The sequence below is a fragment of the Streptomyces sp. CA-146814 genome (assembly GCF_050942385.1).
Lineage (GTDB): Bacteria > Actinomycetota > Actinomycetes > Streptomycetales > Streptomycetaceae > Streptomyces.
Genome location: NZ_CP192068.1, coordinates 5245334 through 5266124, shown reverse-complemented (window position 1 = coordinate 5266124; position 20791 = coordinate 5245334). Strand labels below are relative to the sequence as shown.

Annotated in this window: 16 protein-coding genes; 7 read left to right on the top strand and 9 right to left on the bottom strand. The window is 71.7% G+C overall.

The annotated features are described in order from the left end of the window. The first annotated feature begins 52 nt into the window (after positions 1 to 52). Positions 53 to 2242 carry a TPM domain-containing protein gene (locus ACQP09_RS23705; RefSeq protein WP_433406740.1) on the top strand — a complete coding sequence of 730 codons (2190 nt, stop codon included), beginning with the start codon at positions 53 to 55 and terminating at the stop codon, positions 2240 to 2242. Positions 2243 to 2318: 76 nt separating this feature from the next. Then, positions 2319 to 2738: an Imm10 family immunity protein gene (locus ACQP09_RS23700; protein ID WP_433398767.1), complete on the top strand. Its 420-nt coding sequence runs from the start codon at positions 2319 to 2321 to the stop codon at positions 2736 to 2738. A gap of 91 nt (positions 2739 to 2829) precedes the next feature. On the opposite strand, the gene ACQP09_RS23695 is transcribed toward ACQP09_RS23700, so the two are convergent. Beyond that, complete coding sequence (locus tag ACQP09_RS23695) at positions 2830 to 3672, bottom strand: IS5 family transposase (RefSeq protein ID WP_433398764.1); 843 nt, start codon at positions 3670 to 3672, stop codon at positions 2830 to 2832. A 388-nt stretch (positions 3673 to 4060) separates the two neighbouring features. Here ACQP09_RS23695 and ACQP09_RS23690 point away from each other — a divergent pair, with 388 nt between their 5' ends. After that, positions 4061 to 4777, top strand: a complete 717-nt coding sequence (locus tag ACQP09_RS23690; RefSeq protein WP_433402785.1) for a PspA/IM30 family protein — start codon at positions 4061 to 4063, stop codon at positions 4775 to 4777. 12 nt (positions 4778 to 4789) lie between these two features. Here ACQP09_RS23690 and ACQP09_RS23685 read toward each other — a convergent pair whose 3' ends face one another. The 5 genes from ACQP09_RS23685 to ACQP09_RS23665 form a co-directional block, all read right to left on the bottom strand. Further along, positions 4790 to 7357, bottom strand: coding sequence for a SpoIIE family protein phosphatase (locus tag ACQP09_RS23685; protein WP_433406739.1), 2568 nt, complete (start codon positions 7355 to 7357; stop codon positions 4790 to 4792). 193 nt (positions 7358 to 7550) lie between these two features. Then, positions 7551 to 8060, bottom strand: coding sequence for an ATP-binding protein (locus tag ACQP09_RS23680; protein ID WP_433402782.1), 510 nt, complete (start codon positions 8058 to 8060; stop codon positions 7551 to 7553). A 140-nt stretch (positions 8061 to 8200) separates the two neighbouring features. Then, the gene (locus tag ACQP09_RS23675; protein WP_432148857.1) at positions 8201 to 8605 is read right to left on the bottom strand and encodes an NUDIX hydrolase; all 405 of its coding nucleotides are present in this window, start codon (positions 8603 to 8605) and stop codon (positions 8201 to 8203) included. A 183-nt stretch (positions 8606 to 8788) separates the two neighbouring features. Continuing rightward, a complete protein-coding gene (locus ACQP09_RS23670; RefSeq protein WP_432148858.1) occupies positions 8789 to 8992 on the bottom strand; it encodes an SPOR domain-containing protein in 204 nt (67 codons plus the stop codon). A gap of 253 nt (positions 8993 to 9245) precedes the next feature. Further along, complete coding sequence (locus ACQP09_RS23665; protein ID WP_031123187.1) at positions 9246 to 9998, bottom strand: GntR family transcriptional regulator; 753 nt, start codon at positions 9996 to 9998, stop codon at positions 9246 to 9248. A 344-nt stretch (positions 9999 to 10342) separates the two neighbouring features. Here ACQP09_RS23665 and ACQP09_RS23660 point away from each other — a divergent pair, with 344 nt between their 5' ends. Further along, the gene (locus ACQP09_RS23660; protein ID WP_433402777.1) at positions 10343 to 11731 is read left to right on the top strand and encodes a glycoside hydrolase family 18 protein; all 1389 of its coding nucleotides are present in this window, start codon (positions 10343 to 10345) and stop codon (positions 11729 to 11731) included. Between the two features lie 77 nt (positions 11732 to 11808). Here ACQP09_RS23660 and ACQP09_RS23655 read toward each other — a convergent pair whose 3' ends face one another. After that, positions 11809 to 13407 carry a S8 family peptidase gene (locus ACQP09_RS23655; RefSeq protein WP_433402774.1) on the bottom strand — a complete coding sequence of 533 codons (1599 nt, stop codon included), beginning with the start codon at positions 13405 to 13407 and terminating at the stop codon, positions 11809 to 11811. A gap of 238 nt (positions 13408 to 13645) precedes the next feature. Here ACQP09_RS23655 and ACQP09_RS23650 point away from each other — a divergent pair, with 238 nt between their 5' ends. Next, a complete protein-coding gene (locus ACQP09_RS23650) occupies positions 13646 to 14749 on the top strand; it encodes a threonine synthase (protein WP_433402772.1) in 1104 nt (367 codons plus the stop codon). A gap of 27 nt (positions 14750 to 14776) precedes the next feature. On the opposite strand, the gene ACQP09_RS23645 is transcribed toward ACQP09_RS23650, so the two are convergent. Further along, positions 14777 to 15541 carry a TioE family transcriptional regulator gene (locus ACQP09_RS23645; RefSeq protein ID WP_433406737.1) on the bottom strand — a complete coding sequence of 255 codons (765 nt, stop codon included), beginning with the start codon at positions 15539 to 15541 and terminating at the stop codon, positions 14777 to 14779. Positions 15542 to 15592: 51 nt separating this feature from the next. Here ACQP09_RS23645 and ACQP09_RS23640 point away from each other — a divergent pair, with 51 nt between their 5' ends. Together ACQP09_RS23640 and ACQP09_RS23635 are read left to right on the top strand one after the other, a co-directional pair. Then, on the top strand, positions 15593 to 16807 hold the full coding sequence (locus ACQP09_RS23640) for an erythromycin esterase family protein (protein ID WP_433402769.1): 1215 nt from the start codon (positions 15593 to 15595) through the stop codon (positions 16805 to 16807). Positions 16808 to 16921: 114 nt separating this feature from the next. Beyond that, entirely contained in the window at positions 16922 to 19573 is a 2652-nt protein-coding gene (locus ACQP09_RS23635; protein WP_433402766.1) for a glycosyl hydrolase family 65 protein, read from the top strand. Positions 19574 to 19638: 65 nt separating this feature from the next. On the opposite strand, the gene ACQP09_RS23630 is transcribed toward ACQP09_RS23635, so the two are convergent. Continuing rightward, positions 19639 to 20757 carry an SPFH domain-containing protein gene (locus ACQP09_RS23630; RefSeq protein WP_433402763.1) on the bottom strand — a complete coding sequence of 373 codons (1119 nt, stop codon included), beginning with the start codon at positions 20755 to 20757 and terminating at the stop codon, positions 19639 to 19641. Positions 20758 to 20791: the final 34 nt, after the last annotated feature.

Below are 20791 nucleotides of genomic sequence, written 5' to 3'. Positions count from 1 at the left end.
CCGGTCGCGGGCGCCGAAAGGCGGACATAACCTCACGAACGTGACGCCATCCGTGGACCGTATCCGGGGCACCGGACCCGGCCGGGCTCTGCGCGGCGGCCCGCTCGCCGCGCTCCTCGCCGCGCTCCTCACCGTGCTCGTCGCCGTGTGCTGGCTCGCCGGGCCCGGCACCGTGGACGCGCGCGCGGAGGACCCGGTGGAGCTGTCCCGGGACGGCCAGATCACCGACCGGGTCGGCGCGCTCCAGGACCGGGACGCCGCCGTGGAGGACGCGCTCGACCGGCTCTACGCGGAGCGGCGGATCCAGCTCTTCGTGGTGTACGTACGCGACTTCTCCGGGCGCTCCGGACAGACCTGGAGCGACGAGACCGCCGACCGCAACGGGCTCGGCCAGGACGATGTGCTGCTCTCCGTCGCCACCCACGACCGGCAGTACGCCTACTCCGTGGACGCGGACTCCGAGCTCACCGACGAGCAGCTGCGCGCGGTGGCGTCCACCGCGATCGAGCCCGCGCTGCGGGAGAACGACTGGGCGGGCGCGGCGATCGGGGCGGCGGACGGGTACGTCTCCGTCCTGGACGGGCGCCCGGTGACCGCCCCGGCCATCACCCCCGGCCCGGCCGACCCCGGCTCCGGCGCCTCCGGCCCCTCCTCCGGTGCGGGTGACTTCCTGCTGCCGGTGGTCGTCGTCGGGGGCGCGGGGGCGCTCGCCGTGTTCGCCTTCACCCGGCGCAAGCGGCGCTCCACGACCCGCACCACCCCGGCCGCCACCGGCTGGGGGCGGCCGGCGGAGGCCGGCAGCGCGCCGGAGCCGCCGGTGCCGCTGGAGGAGCTGGACGCGCGGGCGAAGCAGGTGCTGGTGGACACCGATGACGCGGTCCGTACCAGCGAGGAGGAACTCGGCTTCGCGACCGCCCAGTTCGGCGAGGAGGCGGCGAAACCGTTCACCAAGGCGGTCGCCCGGGCCAAGGACGACCTGACCCGGTCCTTCCGGTTGCGCCAGCAGCTCGACGACGCCTTTCCCGAGGACGACGCCACCCGGCGCCGGATGCTGGAGGAGATCCTCAGCCGGTGCGCGGCCGCCGATGAAGGGCTCGACGCGGTGGCGGAGGACTTCGACCGGCTGCGCGCCCTGGAACGCGACGCTCCGGAGGCCCTGGCCACGTTGGAGACCACCTTCGCCACGCTCACCGGACGCGTGTCGGGGGCCGAGGCGGCGGTGGCGGAGATGCGGGAGCGGTACGGGGACGGGGCCGCCGCGCCCGTCGCGGGCGCCGTCGAGCAGGCCAAGGACCGGCTCGCCTTCGCCACCTCGGCCCTGGACCAGGCCCGCCAGGCGGTCGGGACCGCCGACCACGCACGGGCCGCCGTCTACATCCGGGCCGCCGAAGGCGCGGTCGGCCAGGCGGGCACGCTGATCGACGCGGTGGACCGGCGCGCGGCGGAGCTGGCCGAGGCGGCCGGGAAGCTGCCCGCCGCGCTCACCGAGACGGAGACCGACCTCGCCGACGCGCGCGGCCTCCTCGAAGGCACCGCGCCCGCCACCTCCACCGCCGACCTCCGGGGCCGGATCGCCCGCGCGGAGGCCGTACTCACCGACGTACGGGAGGCGACGGCCTCAGGCCCGTACGACCCGGTCGACGCGCTGCGCCGGGTGGAGGAGGCCGACGCGGCGCTGGACGAGGCGCTCGCCGGGGCGCGGGAGCGGGAGGAGGGCGGGCGGCGGGCCCGCTCGCTCCTGGACCAGGCGCTGCTCACCGCCCGCTCCGCGATCGCCGCGGCCGCCGACTACATCACCACCAGCCGGGGCGCGGTCGGCGCCGAGGCCCGCACACGGCTCGCGGAGGCCCAGCGCCGCTACGAGCAGGCGGGACGGCTGGCCGACGGCGACCCGCAGGCCGCCTTGGCCGAGGCGCAGCAGGCGGACGCGCTGGCCCGGCAGGCGCTGAGCCTCGCCGAGCAGGACGTACGCGGCTTCCAGGGCTCCAGCGGTCCGGGAGGCTTCGGCGGGCCGCGCGGGGGTGGCGGTGGCGGCGGGATGGGTGGGGCGGTGCTGGGCGGGATCATCCTCGGCGGGCTGTTCGGTGGCGGCGGCGGGCGGGGCGGTATGGGCGGGGGTTACGGGGGCGGGCTCGGCGGCGGGTTCGGAGGCGGCGGGCGGGGCGGCGGGTTCGGTGGTGGGCCCGGGAGCTTCGGCGGAGGCGGCACGCGGGGGCGGCGGGGCGGAGGCGGGCGCTTCTGAACGAGCGTTTTATCCTACCGGGAGTGTTTGGTAATGCACCCTGCATCGGCCGCGACGGGTCTGGTAGAACACGTGTGTGGTCTACAGATTCATTGCGAACATCGCCTATGGGTGGCAGGACAAGCGTCCGCCGGACAGTTACGTTCCCACTGCCGGAGTTGCTGAGTCGAAGGACGAGGAAAGTTTCGCGCTCGAGTTCCAGTGTGGCTTCGGGGAACCCGACGAACAGGACATCCGCAACGGCTGCGATTCTTACTGCGTCGTCACTCCCGACCAGAACACCGCGTACGGATGCGTGCGCACCGTGGAGCTGGAAGGCAACCTCCTGCGCGTCACCTTCAACCCCGCGTACCTGCACGATCTGTGCTTGGACGATCCAGTGGTCGAGGCACTCCTGCGGGCGCCGGATGAAGACGTTACTCGTATGCGAGAGGCACTCACGCGCATCCTCACCTACGGTCGCCCTGACGCACTACCGACCTTGATTGCTGTCTGAATCTGCCGACACGGACGTCGTCAGGATCTCGCCGGTATCTTTCGGCGAGGCTCATAGTGCGGACGGGCTGGGGGTGGGCGTGGCTTGACGCCTATGAGTTCTTCCAGTTGGGGGTCGATTCTCGGGTGAGTCTGCGGCTCATGAGGTCGATCATCGCCAGTTGGATCATGGCTTCGGAGCGGTGGGGGTGGGTTTCGTAGTCGCGGGCGAGGCGGCGGTGGTGCATGAGCCAGCCGAAGGTCCGCTCGACGACCCAGCGCCGCGGGATCACCTTGAAGCCCTTCTGGGCGGGGTCGCGGCGGGTGACTTCGACGTCGATGCCCAGGCGGGCGCCGTGGTCGATGGCCTTGGTGCGGTAGCCACTGTCGGCCCACGCCTTCGTGACGCGGGGGTGACCTTCGGCGATGTTCGAGAGCAGGTGGATTCCGCCGGCGTTGTCGGAGACGCTGGCGGCGGTGACCAGCACGGCCAGGAGGAGCCCGGCGGTGTCGACGCCGATGTGGCGTTTGCGGCCCGCGATCTTCTTGCCTGCGTCGATGCCCTGGCCGGCCGAGGGCACGTTGGCAGAGGTCTTGATGCTCTGGGCGTCGAGGATGCAGGCGCTGGGCTCGGCGTCTCGGCCCTCGGCCTTCCGGACAAGCCGTCGCAGGAGTCCGTTGAGCTGGTCGAAGACGCCGTCCTTCTGCCAGGCGGCGAAGTATCCGTAGACGGTTTCCCACGGGGCGAAGTCGTGTGGGAGGTAGCGCCAGGGGATCCCGGTCCGGTCGACGTAGAGGATGGCGTCCATGATCCGGCGCAGGTCGTGTTCGGGCGGCCGCCCGATGTCCAGGCCCTTCCCTCTGCGTTCTGCTCGCCAGGCTGTCAGGGTTGGCTCAAGCAGTTCCCAACGGGCATCGGACAGGTCACTGGGGTACGGCCGTTGTCGGCGAGGCATGTTTCCGTAGTACCGATGGCTACCGTCCGACCACAGGGCGCAAACAGGCGCGACCGGGGGCGTGTTGGGATCAGACAGGAGCGAAGGGACCGAAACGGGCCCTCGAAGGCTGTCACCCGCCCCATCTGCCACAACAAGCGGCTGCCGCCTCAGCCGGCCCGAAGCGGCCTGCCACCTGAACTGCAACTAAGCTCCCCTATCAGGACAAAACGCTCTTTGAACGAGCGCTTCTGAACGGCGTTTCTGAACGGGCGCTTCTAACGGGCGCTTCTGAACGACCCGGCAGCCCGTGAACGACCCGGCAGCCGATGAACGACCCCCGGCAGCCGGTGAACGACCGGCGGAACCACACCCGTACCAGCGATCCCGACACCCAAGGAGCCGTGCCATGACCAAGCAGACCATCCTCGGCCGCGTCACCCAGCTCGCCAAGGCCAACATCAACGCCCTGCTCGACCAGGCGGAGGATCCGCAGAAGATGCTGGACCAGCTGATCCGCGACTACACCAGCAACATCGCCGAGGCCGAACAGGCGGTCGCCGCCACCATCGGCAACCTGCGGCTGATGGAGCAGGACCACACGGAGGACGTGGCGGCGGCGGCCGAGTGGGGCTCCAAGGCGCTGGCGGCCAGCCGGAAGGGGGACGAGCTGCGCGGGGCCGGGTCGGTGGCGGAGGCGGACAAGTTCGACAACCTGGCCAAGGTGGCGCTCGGGCGGCAGCTCCAGTCCGAGCAGGAGGCGAGGACGGCCGAGCCGACGATCGCCTCGCAGACCGAGGTGGTCGACAAGCTCAAGACCGGGCTCGACCAGATGAAGGCCAAGCTCTCCGAGCTGAAGGCCAAGCGGGACGAGCTGGTGGCGCGCGCCAAGTCGGCGCAGGCGCAGAACCAGATGATGGACGCCGTGAAGAACATCGACGTGCTCGATCCGACGAGCGAGCTGAGCCGCTTCGAGGACAAGGTGCGGCGCGAGGAGGCGCGGGCGCTGGGCAAGCAGGAGCTGGCCGCCTCCTCGCTGGACGCGCAGTTCGAGGAGCTGGACAGCCTGGGCGCCGGCGCGGAGGTGGAGGCGCGCCTGGCGGCCCTGAAGGCGGGGTCCGCGTAACGGGGGGCCGGGTCAGTACATGCTCAGCAGCTGCTCCACGGAGAGTTCGGCTGCCGGTGCCCCGGTCGGCAGGGCCAGTTCGAACCAGACGGTCTTGCCGCGCGGGGTGCGGCGTGCGCCCCAGGCGGCGCTGAGCAGGCCGACCAGCTGGAGCCCGCGCCCGCCCTCGTCGGTGTCGCGGGCCCGGCGGCGGCGCGGCTGGACGAGTCCGGCGTCCCACACCTCGCAGACCAGGGTCCGGTCGCGCAGCAGCCGGAGCCGGATCTCGCCCTCGCCGTAGCGCAGGGCGTTGGTGACCAGCTCGCTGACGAGGAGTTCGGTGGTGTCGACCAGGTCGTCGAGGTCCCAGGCCATGAGCTGCGAGCGGGCCAGCTCGCGGGCGCGGCCCACCGAGCGGGGTTCGCGCGGCAGCCGCCAGTCCCCGACGGCCTCCTCGGGCAGGCCCTGGATGCGGGCCATCAGCAGCGCGATGTCGTCCTCGCCGTGGCGGGTGTCGAGCGTGGAGAGGACGAAGTCGCAGGCGTCCTCCAACGGCATCTGCGGACCGGTGAGCACCGAGCGCAACGCGTCCAGGCCCTCGTCGAGCGGCTGGTCGCGGGATTCGACGAGCCCGTCGGTGTAGAGGGTGAGCAGCGCGTTCTCGGCCAGCTCCACCTCCACCTCCTCGAACGGCTCGCCGCCGACGCCGAGCGGCATTCCCGGTGGTACGTCGATGAGCCGGGCGGGACGGCCGGGCTCGACCACGGCGGGCGGGAGGTGGCCGGCGTTGGCGAACGTACAGCGTCGGGTGACCGGGTCGTAGACCGCGTACACGCAGGTCGCCAGATACACCTCGGAGAGGTCCGCCTCCCGCGACTTCTGCGCGGCGCGGGAGGGCCACTGGGCGCCTCCGCTGCCGCCGAGCCCCTCGCTGCGCTCGCCGCCGCCCGGGGAGCCGAGGCCGCGCGCGACCTCGTCCAGGGCGGAGAGCACTTCGGCGGGTTCCAGGTCCAGGAGGGCCAGGGTCCTTACGGCGGTGCGGAGTTCGCCCATGGCGACGGCGGCCCGCAGGCCCCGGCCCATGACGTCGCCGACGACCAGTGCGGTGCGGTGGCCCGGCAGCTCGATGACGTCGAACCAGTCGCCGCCGACCTCGGTGGCGGTGTTGCCCGGGAGGTAGCGGCAGGCGATGTCGAGCCCGGCGGCCTCGGGGTCGCCCGGGGGCAGCAGGCTGCGCTGGAGGATCAGGGCGCGTTCGTGCTCGCGACGGTAGAGGCGCGCGTTGTCGATGCAGACGGCGGCGCGGGCGGCCAGCTCCGTGGCCAGCGCCCGGTCGCGCTCACCGAACGGCTCGCTCCCCTTCGTACGGGAGAACTGGACGAGGCCGACGACGGTGTCGTGCGCGACCATCGGCACGGCGAGCGTCGACTGCACGAACCCCATGTCGTCGCCGGGCACCGCCTCCACATGGCCCGAGCGCAGCGCGATGGCGCAGGGCGAGCCGAACGGGAAGCGGTGGACGGAGCCGAGCGCGGGCGGCAGGTCGCCGGGGCCCGGCGCGCCGCTGCCGGCCACGGCGGTCGGCAGGGCGTCGGCCACGGCGCTGGCGTGGGCGACCCGGCGCAGCTCGGCCGAGCCGCCGCCGGACTCGCGGTGCGGTGGCGCCCAGGAGCCGGGCGCGGCCTCCTCGCCGGTGAGCAGGCCCTGGTAGAGGTCGACGGCGGCCAGGTCGCAGAAGCCGGGGACGGCCACGTCGAGCAGCTCGCGGGCGGTGGTCTCCAGGTCGAGCGAGTTGCCGATGCGGGCGCTGGCCTCGTTGAGGAGGGCCAGGTTGCGCCGGGCGCTGGCGGCCTCGCGGGCGGCGATGTGACGGCGGGTGACATCGGTGGCGAGGCCCGCGACGCCGACGGGCCGACCGGAGCCGCTGTGCACCCGGTAGAGGTTCATGGACCAGTGGCGGCGGCCGGTCCCACCGGGGGTGGGGCCGACCAGCTGGAGGTCGGTGACGGACTCGCCGGTCTGCAGGACGCGTTTGAGCGTGGCGGCCAGCCGGTCGGCCTCCGGGCCGGGGAGGTAGTCGTCGACCGTGCGGCCCCGGTGGTCGTCGGCCGCGCCGCCGAAGACGGTCGCGAAGCGCTGGTTGGCGCGGACGACGGTGAAGTCCGTACCGAACAGCACGAAGCCGAACGGAGATTGGCCGAATATGGCCTGCGAGGCGGCGAGGTCCGTCTCGATCCTGCGCAACGCGCGGACGTCCACGACGATGCAGAGCGCTGCCCGCTCACCGTCCGCCGTCTCACTGGGCATCACATAGACCTCGGCGAGCCCGTGCGCACCGCCCTCGCCCGGCATCCGGAACGGGACGAGGCCCGTCCACTCCTTGCCGTCCAGGATCTCGCCGACTCTCCGGTGACCGTCCGAGCGCAGCTCGGCAGGCATGAAGGCCTCGACCGGGTCACGCCCGATCGCCTCGTCGGCGGCCATGCCGAAGAGGCCGGCGGCCCGGCGGCTCCACTGCTCGATCAGACCGTCGGCCCCGATCGAGAAGGAGGCGACCCTGATGTAGTCGTAGATCGAGCCGGGCGGACTGCTCTGCCACACGACGTCGCCCGTTGTCCCAGGTATTTCGCTCACGCGACCGTCCCCTCCAGCTCACACACCGGACCGGTCCTGCCCGCAGTATTCAGCACTACGGCCCCGACCGACACGGCGTTCACGATCACAGCAAGGTCTCAGTCCCTTTCAGCCAGGTCCTGCCCGACCTCTGGTGATCGCTGTGCGTCCCACCCCACTCCTAACCAGGGAGAGCGAGCTCGAACCACACCGTCTTGCCGCTCTTTCCGCGACGAGTCCCCCAGCGGCGTGCGGAGCAGGCCACGAGCTGCAGTCCCCGGCCGCCTTCGTCGTCGGGTCCCGCACTGCGTTCGGTGGGTGGATCCGGAAGCGGATCGGAGACCTCCACCAGCAGTCCGGGGGTGGCCTGCGGGCGGTCGGGGGTGCGCGGGCGGTCGGCGGCGGCGAGCCGGAGGTCGGTGGCGAAGTCTCCGGTCAGCTCACCCGACCCGTTGCTCCCGGCGGCCGGGTGCGTGCGCTCCAGACGTACGCCGATGGGGCCGGAGGCGTACCGCAGGGAGTTGGTGACCAGCTCGCTGACCAGCAGGACCGTCATGTCACCGACCGCCGGGTCCAGGCCCCAGCAGTCCAGGGCGTCACGGACGGCGTGCCGGGCGCTGCGCACGGAACCCGGTTCGGCCGGGAAGGTCCACTCGGCGCAGTCACCTTCGGTCTCGATCACGCCGATCACTTCCCAGGGCCGGCCACGGACTCACCCCATAGATAAATGGGGACAATCAGCCCATACCCACCATTTATGGCTTACTACCGCGCAGCCCGGGGTTTGGTGCAGACGGGCGTACCCGGTCCGGCCCGCCGCCAGGCCTCGGATCAGCGCAGTTCGCCCGCGGCCGCGAGGTCGTCGAAGAGCAGCTGGTCCACCGGCGGCACGAGCGGGCGGTCGGCGTAGGAGAACCACGCCACCTCCTCGATCTCGCTGCTCGCGGCCAGGACGCCGCGATGGTCGGCGTAGTAGCAGCTCATACGGACGAGGGGGGCGTCGGGACCGTCATGGGCGTGCGCCTCGTACGTACCGGCGTGGACGACGGTCTCCGGGATCAGGCCGACCGTCAGCTCCTCCTCGATCTCGCGGAGGAGGGTCTCCAGGTCGGTCTCGGCGCCCTCGCGCTTGCCGCCCGGGATGTAGAAGACGTCCTTGCCCTGGGGTCGGGCGCAGAGGATCCTGCCGTCCTCGATCAGTACCCAGGCCACCGTGTCGATCAGCACCGCCATCACCGCTCCACCCTTGCTCGCCTCGCCCGGAACGCTCCTGCCGGACGGGCGGGACCCTACCGCCTGCGGGGCAGGATGCCGGAGCCCGACCTGTGGCCCCCGAACGCGGCAGCGGGCCCCCGAGCGTGGCAGCGGGCCCCGGAGCGCGGTCGCGGCCCCGGAGCCCGGTGTGAGCGCTTCAGGCCCTCAGGACCGGCTGCCGCCCTGCCCCACGCGCTCCACCCGGTACACCTGGTGGTGCTTGCGGTCGTCGAGGCCGTCGGCGACCCTCTGCGCCTCGGCCTGTGTGGCGTATCTGCCGACGCGGTAGCGGTTGCCACCGTCGTCCTGCCGTATCACCAGCCACGGGAGCACGGCACCGCTGTCGCTCATCGTGTCGCTCCCCCGCATGTCGCCCCTCTTTCCGCCGGCGTGCACGACACCGGCATGCACGGCACCGGCGTGCACGTCTCTAAGGATCCCCAGGAAACCGCAGTGCGCATATGCCCGAGCGTACGCCTGACCTTCACTCAGCGCAGGCGTCTTTACACAAAGAGATACACATCCGGCCATGACGAAGGGGGCGCATCCGCTGGATGCGCCCCCTTCTCACCCCCGTCGTCCCAGCTCGCGAAGGAGCGGGACGGCCCGACGGGGCGTCAACTCATCTGACCGGCAAGTGATAAGCGACCCGGTAGCGATCGGCGGGCACCACCACATCGGCGGTCTCCACCGCGCGCCCCGAGGCGTAGTACGTACGCCCGATCACGATGACCACATGGCCAGGCACCCCGCCGAGCGCCAGCAGCTCCTCCGCGAGCCCGGGCCGCGCGCCGACCTCCTCGGCCACGTTGTCCACGACGATGTCGATCGCCGCCATCCGGTCGACCACACCGCAGCCGCCCAGCGGACCCTCCTCAGGGAGCATCACCGGCGTACGCCCGGTGACAGAGAGGGGCTCCCAGGAGGTGGAGAGCATGATCGGCTCGCCCGCCTCGCGGAACACGTAATGCGTCCGCATGACCCGGTCGCCCGGCTCGATGCCGAGCCGCTCGGCCACCTCGGCGCTCGCTCCCTCCTGCTCGCTGCGGGACTCCCAGGTCCCGCGCACGCCGTCGGCCGTCTGCTCCTGGCGGAACGGGCTGGCACCCTTCCCCGGGCGGTATCCGGACCGGGCGATCATGCGGGGAACGGGGCGCTCGCGCACGTACGTCCCGGAGCCGGAGCGGCCCTCGACCAGCCCCTCGGCCATCAGGACCTTGCGCGCCTCCAGGGCGACGGTGTCCGAGACCCCGTACTCCTCCCGGATGCGGGCCTGCGACGGCAGGCGGGTATGGGGCGGCAGCGCGCCGTTCACGATCTTCTCCCGCAGATCGCTCGCCACGCGCAGATAGGCGGGCTGCTCACCGAAAGTCACAGGCCACTCCCAACAGGTTGACAGTCTGCAACAGCCTGACAACCGTGGGTTGCGCACCGCAAGCATGGGCCAGAGTTTCACTTAATGTGATGACGCTGAAGCGGATCATGCATGGATCGACCGACGGCACCAGAGCGCTTCCCGGCCAATCCCCGCCCTGGATCTCTGCCCTGAATCACTGCCCTGGACCGCGGCGATCGACACGGCCGCGACGGACCGCAACTCCCCACCCCTTGACCGTTTTTGGTCCAGACCAATACCTTCCTGTGCACAGCACGGCTCCGCACACCCCTTCCGCATCCGTACGTCCCCACCGCACCGGATCACGCACAGGAACGAGCCTCATGCCCCGAAGAAACCTGTCCCGACTGACCATCGCGGGCGTCACCTTCGCCCTGCTGGCGAGTGCCGCCCCGGCCGCCGTGGCCGGCCCGGACCGCGGCCAGAGCAACGGCGACCGCTCCAAGGGCCACCACCGGCCCGCGTACAAGAACATCGGCTACTTCACCCAATGGGGCGTCTACGGGCGCGACTTCCAGGTCAACGACCTGCAGACCAGCGGGAGCGCGGCCAAGCTGACCCACATCAACTACGCCTTCGGCAACGTCAGCGCCGAAGGCAAGTGCTTCACCGGCAACATCGCCGGCCAGGCCGACGCCTGGGCGGACTACGCCCGTCCCCTCGACGCGGCGAACTCGGTGGACGGCGTCGCCGACACCGACACCCAGCCGCTCGCGGGCAACTTCAACCAGCTCCGCAAGCTGAAGGCCAAGAACCCCGGCCTCAAGGTCATGATCTCGCTCGGCGGCTGGAGCTGGTCCACGCACTTCTCCGACTCGGTGCGCACCGCGGCCTCCCGCAAGGCGCTCGTCGCCTCCTGCATCGACCTGTACATCAAGGGCAACCTGCCGGTGGACGGCGCGCGCGGCGGCCAGGGTGCGGCGGCCGGTGTCTTCGACGGCATCGACGTCGACTGGGAGTGGCCCGGCTCGGCGGCCAACGAGGGCACCGTCTTCCGGCCGGAGGACAAGAAGAACTTCACGGCCCTGATCAGCGAGTTCCGCGTCCAGCTCGACGCGTACGCCAAGAGCCAGGCCAAGCAGAAGAAGGGCCACGGCCACCACAAGCCGAAGCCCAAGCACTACGACCTGTCGGCGTACGTCCCCGCCAACCCGAAGGCGATCGACGCCGGCTTCGACGTGAAGCGGCTCATGAAGGACTTCGACTTCGTCAACCTTCAGGGCTACGACTACCACGTGTCGGGCGAGAAGAAGACGGCCCAGCAGTCGGCGCTCTACGCGAAGAACGACTTCAGCGTGGACCAGACCGTGCGGGACTGGGTCAAGCGCGGCGCGCCCAAGCACAAGCTCGTGGTCGGCATGCCGACGTACGGCCAGGGCTGGACCGGAGTGAGCGGCGGCGGCAACGGCCTCGGCCAGCCGGCCACCGGCCCGGCTCCGGCCACCTGGGCCAACGGCTACGAGGACTACAAGGTCCTCAAGAAGCTGGCCGAGTCCGGCGCGTTCAAGGTCCACCGGGACACGAAGAACGGCCACGCCTGGCTCTTCGACGGGACCACGCTGTGGACGTACGACGACCCGCAGGTGCTGCGCGCCAAGACCTCGTACATCCGGGACAAGGGCCTGGGCGGCGCGATGTTCTGGTCGCTGGACGGGGACACGGAGAACGGTGAGCTGGTGACCGCCGTGGACCGCGGTCTCAACCGGCGCTAGGAGAAACGAGGTTGGGGCGGTCGCCTGATACGACCGCCCCAACGTCATGTCACCGGTTCAGTGAGGCTCCACCGGGGTCAGAAGTGCAGACCCCAGCTGTTGATCCGGCCGGTGTCCAGGCGCGCGTTGTCCGCGACCCGGAGCTTCCAGGTGCCGTTGGCGGCGACGGAGGAGGCGTTGACCGTGTACGTGGTGACCACGTTGTCGGCGCTGCCGCCGGAGCCGAACGCCTTCAGGTTGAAGACCGTGCCGTTGGGAGCGACGAGGTCGATCCTCAGGTCACCGATGTAGGTGTGCGAGATGTTGACCGGCACCTTCAGCGCCGACGGGGCGTTGCCGGCGATCCCGGTGACGGTGACCGGCGACTCGACCGTGGAGTTGTCGTTGACCGGGTAGCCGGTGGTGTTCTCGAACTTCTTGCCCGGGTCCGGGTCCGGCGGGGTCGTGCCGCCCGCTCCGACGTACAGGAGGCGGTTGGGCGAGCCGGTGCCCGGGTTGCCGACGACGTTCGGCGTGGCGGCCGCGACGAGACCGGCGGAGACCTGGGCGGGGGTGGAGCCCGGGTTGTCGGCGAGGTAGATCGCGGCCGCGCCGGCGACGTGCGGGCTGGCCATCGACGTACCGGAGATGGTGTTCGTGGCGCTGTCACTCGTGTGCCACGACGAGGTGATCGAGGAACCGGGCGCGAAGATGTCCACGACCGCGCCGAAGTTGGAGAAGCTGGAGCGGGCGTCGGTGTTGGTCGTCGAGCCCACCGTGATGGCCTCGGTGACCCGCGCCGGGGACTTGGTGTTCGCGTTGGTCGACTCGTTGCCCGCCGCGACGGCGTAGGTGATGCCGGAGGCGATGGAGCGGCGGACGGCCGCGTCGAGGACCGAGTCCGCGCCACCGCCGAGGCTCATGTTGGCGACGGCGGGCTTGACGGCGTTGGCCGTCACCCAGTCGATGCCCGCGACGACGCCCGCGGTGGTGCCCGAGCCGCTGTTGTTCAGCACCCGGACGCCGACGATCCTGGCCTTCTTGGCGACGCCGTAGGCGCCGCCCGCCACGGTGCCCGCCACGTGCGTGCCGTGGCCGTTGCCGTCCTGCGAGACGTTGTCGTTGTCCACGGCGTCGAAGCCGTTGAACGCCCGGCCGCCGAAGTCGCTGTGGCTGATCCGTACCCCGGTGTCGATGATGTAGGCGGTGACGCCCTCACCGGCCTTGTCGGGGTAGGTGTAGCGCTGGTCCAGCGGGAGGTTCCGCTGGTCGATGCGGTCCAGGCCCCAGGAGGGCGGGTTGTTCTGGGTGGCGGAGACCGTGAAGGTGCGGTTCTGCGAGACGGACGCGACGGCCGGGTCGGCGGCGAGCTTCTTCGCCTCCGCGGCGGTGGCCTCGACCGCGTAGCCGTTGAGGGCCGCGCGGTAGGTCCGTTCGATGGACGCGCCGTACTTCTTCGCGAGGGCCTTGCCCTGGGCGGAGTCCGACCTGGCGGCCGAGTCCTTCAGCGTGACGATGTAGCTGTCGCTGATGGTGCCCGGGGCGCCGGCGTTCAGGATCACGCCTTCGGGTGCGCTCTCGGCCGCGGTCGCCGGGAGGGTGCCGGCGGTGGCGAGGGCGACGGCGGCTGCGGTGGCTATGACGGTCGCCGCGGCGAGTCTTCGACGTGCATGGGGGGTGTGACGCATCACTGACATGTGAGGGGTCCTCCTCATAGGCGGTGCGCTGGTGGGGGGTGGTGCCGGAGCCGCGCGAGACTCCCGACAGGGGCATGACAAATCAACGACCCGAACGCCCCGTTTTCTGCGTCGTCCGCGACCGGCATGCCCTGCTGCCAGCGAAAGATTGACCGATCCATGGCAAACCCACAAGGGTGCCTTGAGCCCCGCCATACGCGCGCCATTCACCTGCCATATGCCTGACATCCTGGCGACCATGACCACGTACCACTGCCCCCAGGACGGAACCCGGTCCCCCACTTCAGCCCTGACCTGGCGGTGTCCCACCTGCCGGGGCCCGTGGGACCTGGACTTCACCCCGGCCTCCGGGCTCTCCGCGCATGTGCTTTCCGGGCGTGCCAATTCACTGTGGCGTTACGAAGAGATCCTGCCGCTCGCCGCCCCCGAGGCCTCCCTCGGCGAGGGCCGCACCCCGCTGGTCCCGCTCACGGAGACCGTCTCGGCCAAGCTGGACTACTTGATGCCGACACTCTCCTTCAAGGACCGGGGCGCGGTGATGCTCGCGGAGCTGGCCCGGCGGCTGGGCCCGGACCGGGTGGTGGCCGACAGCAGCGGCAACGCGGGCACGTCGGTCGCCGCGTACTGCGCACGGGCGGGGCTGCCCTGCACGGTGTACGTCCCCGAGGGCACATCGGCCAAGAAGACCGAGCAGATCCGGGCCCACGGCGCACGCCTGGTGACCGTCCCCGGCGGCCGGGAGGCGACGGCCCTGGCGGCCCGCGCGGCGGCGGACGAGCCGGGAGTCTTCTACGCCTCGCATGTCTTCAACCCGTACTTCCTGCACGGCACGAAGACGTACGTGTACGAGCTGTGGGAGGACCTCGGCGGCCGGCTCCCGGACACGCTGGTGGTCCCGGTCGGCAACGGCACGCTGCTCCTCGGCGCGGCCCTCGCCACCGCCGAGCTGCACGCGCTGGGCCTGATCGCGGACCGGCCGCGGCTCGTGGCCGTGCAGGCGGAGGCGGTGTCACCGCTGGCGGAGGCGTTCCGGGCGGAAGCGGCGGAGCTGCTGCCGGCGGGCCCGGTGGCCCCGACCCTGGCGGAGGGCATTGCGATCCCGCGTCCGCCGCGCGCCCGGCAGATCCTGGCGGCGGTACGGGCGTCGGGCGGCACGTTCCTGACGGTGTCGGAGGACGAGATCCGCGACGCGCAACGGGACTTGGCGGCGCGCGGGTTCTTCGTGGAGACGACGGGGGTGGCGTGCTGGGCGGCGGTCCGGGACGACGCGGCGCACCGGCCGCCGGGGAGCGTGGTGGTGCCGTTGTGCGGGGCGGGGGTGAAGACGGGGATGGCGGGCTGAGGGGGTGGGGTCGGGTTTGCTGAGCTCTTACGGCTGAGCCTCCGGCTCTTCCCTCTCCCGCAGGTACGCGTCCAGCTCCGCGGCGCCCGCCAGCAGCGCGCGGCCGCGCCCAGCGAGCCGGGAGTGCCAGTCGGTGAGGGCGGCCTCCAGGGGCGCGAGCCCGCCGGCCGCCCGGACCTGGTCGAGCAGCGGAGCGATCTGCTCCAGCAGGTAGCCGCCGCGCCGGAGTTGGTGGACCAGCCGGGCGTCCCGGACGTCGGCCTCGCCGTACACGCGGTAACCGGTCAGCGGGTCGCGGCGCGGGCGGACCAGCCCGGCCGCCTCCCACTTGCGCAGGGTGGCGGGCCGGAGGCCGAGCTGGTCCGCCAGCGGCCCGATGAAAGTGGCGGCGGAACTTCCGGGCGGCCCGGACTCCCCCGCCTCCGGCCCCAGGTCGCGCAGGGCGTTCTCCACCGCCCGCAGGGTCCGCCGGTCCTCCAGGAGCTGGGCGTGGCTCTCGTCGACGAGGAGGAACGCCTCGTCGGCCGCGCCCCGGTTCACGGCCCGCATGACGGCCGTCGCCGTCCGGTGGCCGTGGCCGGGCAGGAGGGCGAGGAAGGCGGCCAGGGCCCGCGCGTGGAGCGGGGTGTAGGTGCGGTAGCCGCTCGCCGTGCGCTCGGCGGCCGGGAGGATGCCCGCCTCCTCGTAGTTCCGTACGGCCTGGGTGGAGAGACCGTGCGGACGGGCCAGGTCGACCGGCCGAAGGTGCACCCGCCTTTGAGGCTTTCCCTCCACAACAACCACCTGCTCCATGCCCTGGCGGGCAAAAGTCTCCACCGAAGGTTCAACGATACCGTTGAATGCATGACCCCTGGCACCGCGCCTATCGCGCACCTCACGCATGCCGTCGAAGCCTCCGCCGTCCTGAAGCTGTTCCCGTCCCGCCCGCGTGTCCTCGCGCTGGGCGAGCCGACGCACGGCGAGGACACGTTGCTCGACGTACGCAACGAACTCTTCCGGCACCTCGTGGAGCAGGAGGGTTACCGGACGATCGCCATCGAGAGCGACTGCCTGGCGGGCCTGCGCGTGGACGCGTACGTGACCTCCGGCACCGGAACGCTCGACGAAGCCATGACGCACGGATTCAGCCACGGATTCGGCGCGTCCGCCGCCAACCGTGAACTGGTCCGCTGGGCAAGGGAGTTCAACACCGGCCGCGACGCCTCCGACCACCTCCGCCTCGCCGGTTTCGACGGCCCCCTGGAGATCACCGGCGCCGCGAGCCCCCGGCAGGCCCTCACCGCGCTCCACACCTTCCTCGCCTCCTGGCTGGACGCGGACCACCTGCTGCCCTGCACCGCCGCCACGCTCGACCACCTCCTCGGCCCCGATGCCCGGTGGACCGAACCCGCCGCGATGATGGACCCGTCCCGGTCCTTCGGCCGCTCCTCCGAGGCGGCGGAACTCCACCTCCTCGCCGCCGACTTGGTGTCACTGCTCGACGAGCGGACCCCGCACCTGATCACGGCGGCCGGCCGGGAGGCCTGGGACCGCGCCCGGCTGTACGGCCGCACCGCCACCGGCCTGCTGCGCTACCACTTCTGGATGGCCGACACCTCGCCCGCCCGTCTGCCCCGGCTGCTCGGCATGCGGGACCGGATGATGGCCGAGAACCTCCTCGATCTCGCCGCCCGCGGCCCGGTCCTCGCCTTCGCCCACAACAGCCATCTCCAGCGGGAGAGGAGTTCGATGCGGATGGGCGGTGAGCGGCTGGAGTGGTGGAGCGCCGGATCGCTCGTGAGCGCGCGGCTGGGAGCGGAGTACGGGTTCCTCGCCACGGCTCTCGGCACGATCCGGCACCAGGGTGTGGACGAGCCGCCGCCGGAGACGGTGGAGGGCCTGCTGTACGCGCTCCCGGCCGACCGCTTCCTCATCGACCCCCGCGCGCTGTCCGCCACCTTGGGCGACCCGCTCCCCGCGCCCCGCGTGTCCCCGTGGTTCGGCTACTTCGGCCTGGACCCGGCGCACCTGGCGGAGACGGACGGCCTGGTCTTCGTCAAGGACGTCGCCCGGAGCTGAGGGCCCACCCCGAAAGGGCAGGGCAGGGCCATCCGGCGGGCGCGTTCACGCCAAGTTTCCGGGGCGGGCGTGCCGTACCGCCCGCCCGTACGGCCGCCTCCCTACCTTCGTACCGTGAGCCTCTCGCGTATCTCCGTCCTCGCCTCCCTGGTCGCGGCCGCCCTGATCGCACCGCTGCCGCCCCTCCCCCACGCAACCGCCGCAGCCACTCCGAAACCGCCGCCGGCCTCCGTACCCGCCTGCGGCCGGACGGATGGCCAGGACCCCGCCTGGGCCCTGACCTCCACGCGCTTCGGAGAGGCCGAGGGCTACGACGCGTACGTCGGGAACGGCTACCTCGGCCACCGCGTCCCGGCCGCCGGTACCGGCTACGCGGCCACCGGCGAGAAGACCGGCTGGCCGCTCTACACGCCGCGCTACGACGGCGCGTTCGTCTCCGGCCTGTACGCACGGGACAAGGCGGTCTCCGAGGGCCGCGAGGTGATCGCCGCACTGCCGAGCTGGACGACGATCGAGGTGGGCGTCGGCAACGAGAAGTTCGGCGCGGACACACCGGCCGGCCGGGTCTCGCACTACCGCCAGACGGTCTTCCTCAGCTGCGGCCTCGTCCGCACCTCGCTGCGCTGGACGACGGCGGACGGCCGGGCCACCGACCTCACGTACGACGTCCTCGCCGACCGGTCCGACGTCCACACCGGAGCCGTACGCCTGCGGATGACACCGCGCTGGAACGGTACGGCGACGGTCACCGGCCGCCTCGACGACCGGGGCGCACGCCGGATCACACTGCGCAAGGACGGCACGTTCAGGACGCTCGGCACCGGCGTGGAGGGCGCGGTGGCGCAGGCGATGCGCCGGGGCTCGGGGGTCGTGGAGACGCTGCGTCCCGAGTCGCGTACGGCCCCGAGGCCGACGCCGGTCCGTGAGGGGCGGACGTACACCTTCGAGAAGTACGTCGGCGTGGACACCGCCCTGACCTCCACGGCCCCCGCCGACGACGCCCGCGAGGCGGCCCACCGCGCGGCCCGCCGTGGCTGGGACCGGATCTTCACGGCGAACGAGACGGCGTGGCGCGAGGCGTGGTCCGCCGATGTCCTGGTCCCGGGCGACCGCCGGCTCCAGGGGTGGCTGCGCTCGACCCAGTACGGGCTGCTGGCCAACACCCGGCGCGGCTCCTCCGACAGCATCGCCCCAGCGGGCCTGACCAGCGACAACTACGCGGGCATGATCTTCTGGGACGCCGAGACCTGGATGTTCCCCGGCCTGCTCGCCACCCGTCCGGAGCTGGCCCGCTCGGTCGTCGAGTACCGCTACCGCACCCGGGACGCGGCCCGCGCGAACGCCGAGAAGTACGGCCACCGGGGCCTGTTCTACCCGTGGACCAGCGCGAGCCGGGGCCGCATCGACTCCGAGTGCCAGAGCTGGGACCCGCCGCACTGCCTCACCCAGAACCACCTCCAGGGCGATGTGTCGCTCGCCGTCTGGCAGTACTACCTCGCCACCGGCGACCGCGACTGGCTGGCGGCCAGGGGCTGGCCACTCCTCCAGGGCATCGCCGAGTTCTGGCGGTCACGCGCCACGGCGAACGCGGACGGCAGTTACTCGATCAAGAACGTGGCCGGGCCCGACGAGTACAGCAACGGCGTGGACGACGCCGTCTTCACCAACGCGGTCGCCGCCACGGCCCTCCGCAACGCGACGCGCGCGGCCGAACTCCTCGGCCACCGCCCGCCGACGGCCTGGAACCGGGTGGTGGACGGCCTCCGCATCCCGTACGACTCCGCCCGGAAGGTGTTCCTCCAGTACGCGGGCTACAACGGCTCCACGATCAAGCAGGCGGACACGGTCCTGCTGATGTATCCGCTGGAGTGGCCGATGGAACCGGGTGCGGCGGCCGCCACCCTGGACTACTACGCGGCCCGCACGGACCCGGACGGCCCGGCGATGACCGACTCGGTGCACGCGATCGACGCGGCGGCGATCGGGGAGCCGGGCTGCTCGACGTACACGTATCTCCAGCGGGCGGTACGGCCGTTCATGCGCGGACCCTACGACCTGTTCTCCGAGGCGAAGGGCGAGAAGTCGGGCGCCGAGGACCCCTTGTCCGGCTTCCCGGCCGAGGACTTCCTGACCGGGAAGGGCGGCTTCCTCCAGGTCTTCACGCACGGCCTGACGGGCCTGCGCCTGCGTGAGGACGGCGTCCACCTGGACCCGCTGCTGCCGCCGCAGCTGAGCGAGGGCGTGCGGCTGACGGGGCTGCGGTACCGGGACGCGACGTACGAGGTCGAGATCGGCGCCCGGACGAGCACGGTCCGCCTGACGTCGGGCACGCCGTTCACGGTCCACACGGCGGAGGGCGCACGCCGCCGGCTCTCCTCGCCCCTCACCCTCCCCACCCGCCGCCCGGACCTGACCCCGACGCCGGACGCGGCCCGCTGCCGCCCGGTGACGGCCACCTCGGAGTCGCCGGGCCTCTACGCGGAGGCGGCGGTGGACGGTTCTCCGACGACGTCCTGGTCACCGGAGGGTGCGACGGGAACGCTGACGGTGGATGTGGGCCCGCGCCCGCTACGGATCACGGCGGTGACCCCGCGCTGGAGCGACGTACCGCCTGCGTCCCACACGGTGGAGACCTCCGTCGACGGCCGCTTCTGGCGCCCGTACCTGGCGGGCGACACGGCCCGGAAGGTCCGGGTGACGGTGGCCTCGGAGGACCCGGAGAAGCCGGCGGGGGTGGCGGAGCTGAGGGTGGAGGCGGGGCGGTAGAAAGAGGAGGCCGGGGCGACAAACGCCCCGGCCTCCCTCACGTAACCACTCAACCGCTCAGCCGCTCAGCCGCCGGACACCTGCCCCCGCCCCGGCATCTGCGTCTCGCCCGCCGCCTCCGCCTCGGCCTTCGCGTCGCTCACCGCGACCTCGGCCTGCTTCGCGGCCTCGTTGGCGGCAGCGGCGGCGTCCAGAGCGAGCGTCGGGTCGCCCTCGAGCTCCGGAGTCGCGGCCTCGTCCGACGTACCGTCCGTACCATCCGTACCGCCGTCCGCCGTGTCCGCACGCTCCGCGGCCACGGGCGATCCCATCGCCGACCGGTCGCCGAACGCGCTGGTGACGGTACGGACCGCCTCCGTCAGCTCGCCCGGGATCACCCAGAACGTGTTGTTGTCGCTCTGCGCCAGGTGCGGGAGCGTTTCGAGGTACTTGTACGCCAGGACCTTGGCGTCGGCGTTGTTGCGGTGGACGGACTGGAAGACGAGCTCGACCGCCTTGGACTCACCGTCCGCCCGGAGGATCATGGCCTGCTGCGTGCCTTGGGCCTCCAGGATGTCCTTCTGCTTCGTACCCTCCGCCGTGAGGATCTTGGCCTGCCGCTCACCTTCGGCATGCAGGATGGCCGCGCGCTTGTCCCGCTCGGCCCGCATCTGCTTCTCCATCGCCTCCTTGATGGTGTTCGGCGGATCGATGGCCTTGATCTCGACCCGGTTGACGCGGATGCCCCACTTGCCGGTCGCGTCGTCGAGGACGGCCCGCAGGCGGGCGTTGATCTCCTCACGCGAGGTGAGCGTCCCCTCCAGGTCCATGGAGCCGATGACGTTCCGCAGCGTGGTGACGGTGAGCTGGTCGATGGCCTGCAGATAGTCGGCGACCTCGTAGGCCGCCGCCCGCGGATCGGTGATCTGGTAGTAGAGGACCGTGTCGATGTTGACCACGAGGTTGTCCTCGGTGATCACCGGCTTGGGGTCGGAGGAGTACACCTGCTCACGGACGTCGAGCTTGGTGTTGACCCGGTCCGCCACCGGCAGGACGAAATTCAGGCCCGGCTGCAGCGTCCGGCGGTATCTGCCGAACCGCTCGATGTTGTAGCGGCGCGCCTGCGGAACGATCCGCACCGTGGCGGCCACCAGAAAGACAACGACGATCGCCGCCACAAGAATCGGGATGACCACCGGATCCATGCGTCCTCCCTCGCTAGGTGTTCAGCCGTTCATG

What these genes read in the sequence shown, in the direction of transcription:
- ACQP09_RS23690 (WP_433402785.1), top strand. Translation starts at nt 4,061, where the DNA reads ATGACCAAGCAGACCATCCTCGGCCGCGTCACCCAGCTCGCCAAGGCC.
- ACQP09_RS23695 (WP_433398764.1), bottom strand. Translation starts at nt 3,672, where the DNA reads ATGCCTCGCCGACAACGGCCGTACCCCAGTGACCTGTCCGATGCCCGT.
- ACQP09_RS23655 (WP_433402774.1), bottom strand. Translation starts at nt 13,407, where the DNA reads ATGTCAGTGATGCGTCACACCCCCCATGCACGTCGAAGACTCGCCGCG.
- ACQP09_RS23640 (WP_433402769.1), top strand. Translation starts at nt 15,593, where the DNA reads ATGACCCCTGGCACCGCGCCTATCGCGCACCTCACGCATGCCGTCGAA.
- ACQP09_RS23645 (WP_433406737.1), bottom strand. Translation starts at nt 15,541, where the DNA reads ATGGAGCAGGTGGTTGTTGTGGAGGGAAAGCCTCAAAGGCGGGTGCAC.
- ACQP09_RS23630 (WP_433402763.1), bottom strand. Translation starts at nt 20,757, where the DNA reads ATGGATCCGGTGGTCATCCCGATTCTTGTGGCGGCGATCGTCGTTGTC.
- ACQP09_RS23660 (WP_433402777.1), top strand. Translation starts at nt 10,343, where the DNA reads ATGCCCCGAAGAAACCTGTCCCGACTGACCATCGCGGGCGTCACCTTC.
- ACQP09_RS23650 (WP_433402772.1), top strand. Translation starts at nt 13,646, where the DNA reads ATGACCACGTACCACTGCCCCCAGGACGGAACCCGGTCCCCCACTTCA.
- ACQP09_RS23670 (WP_432148858.1), bottom strand. Translation starts at nt 8,992, where the DNA reads ATGCGGGGGAGCGACACGATGAGCGACAGCGGTGCCGTGCTCCCGTGG.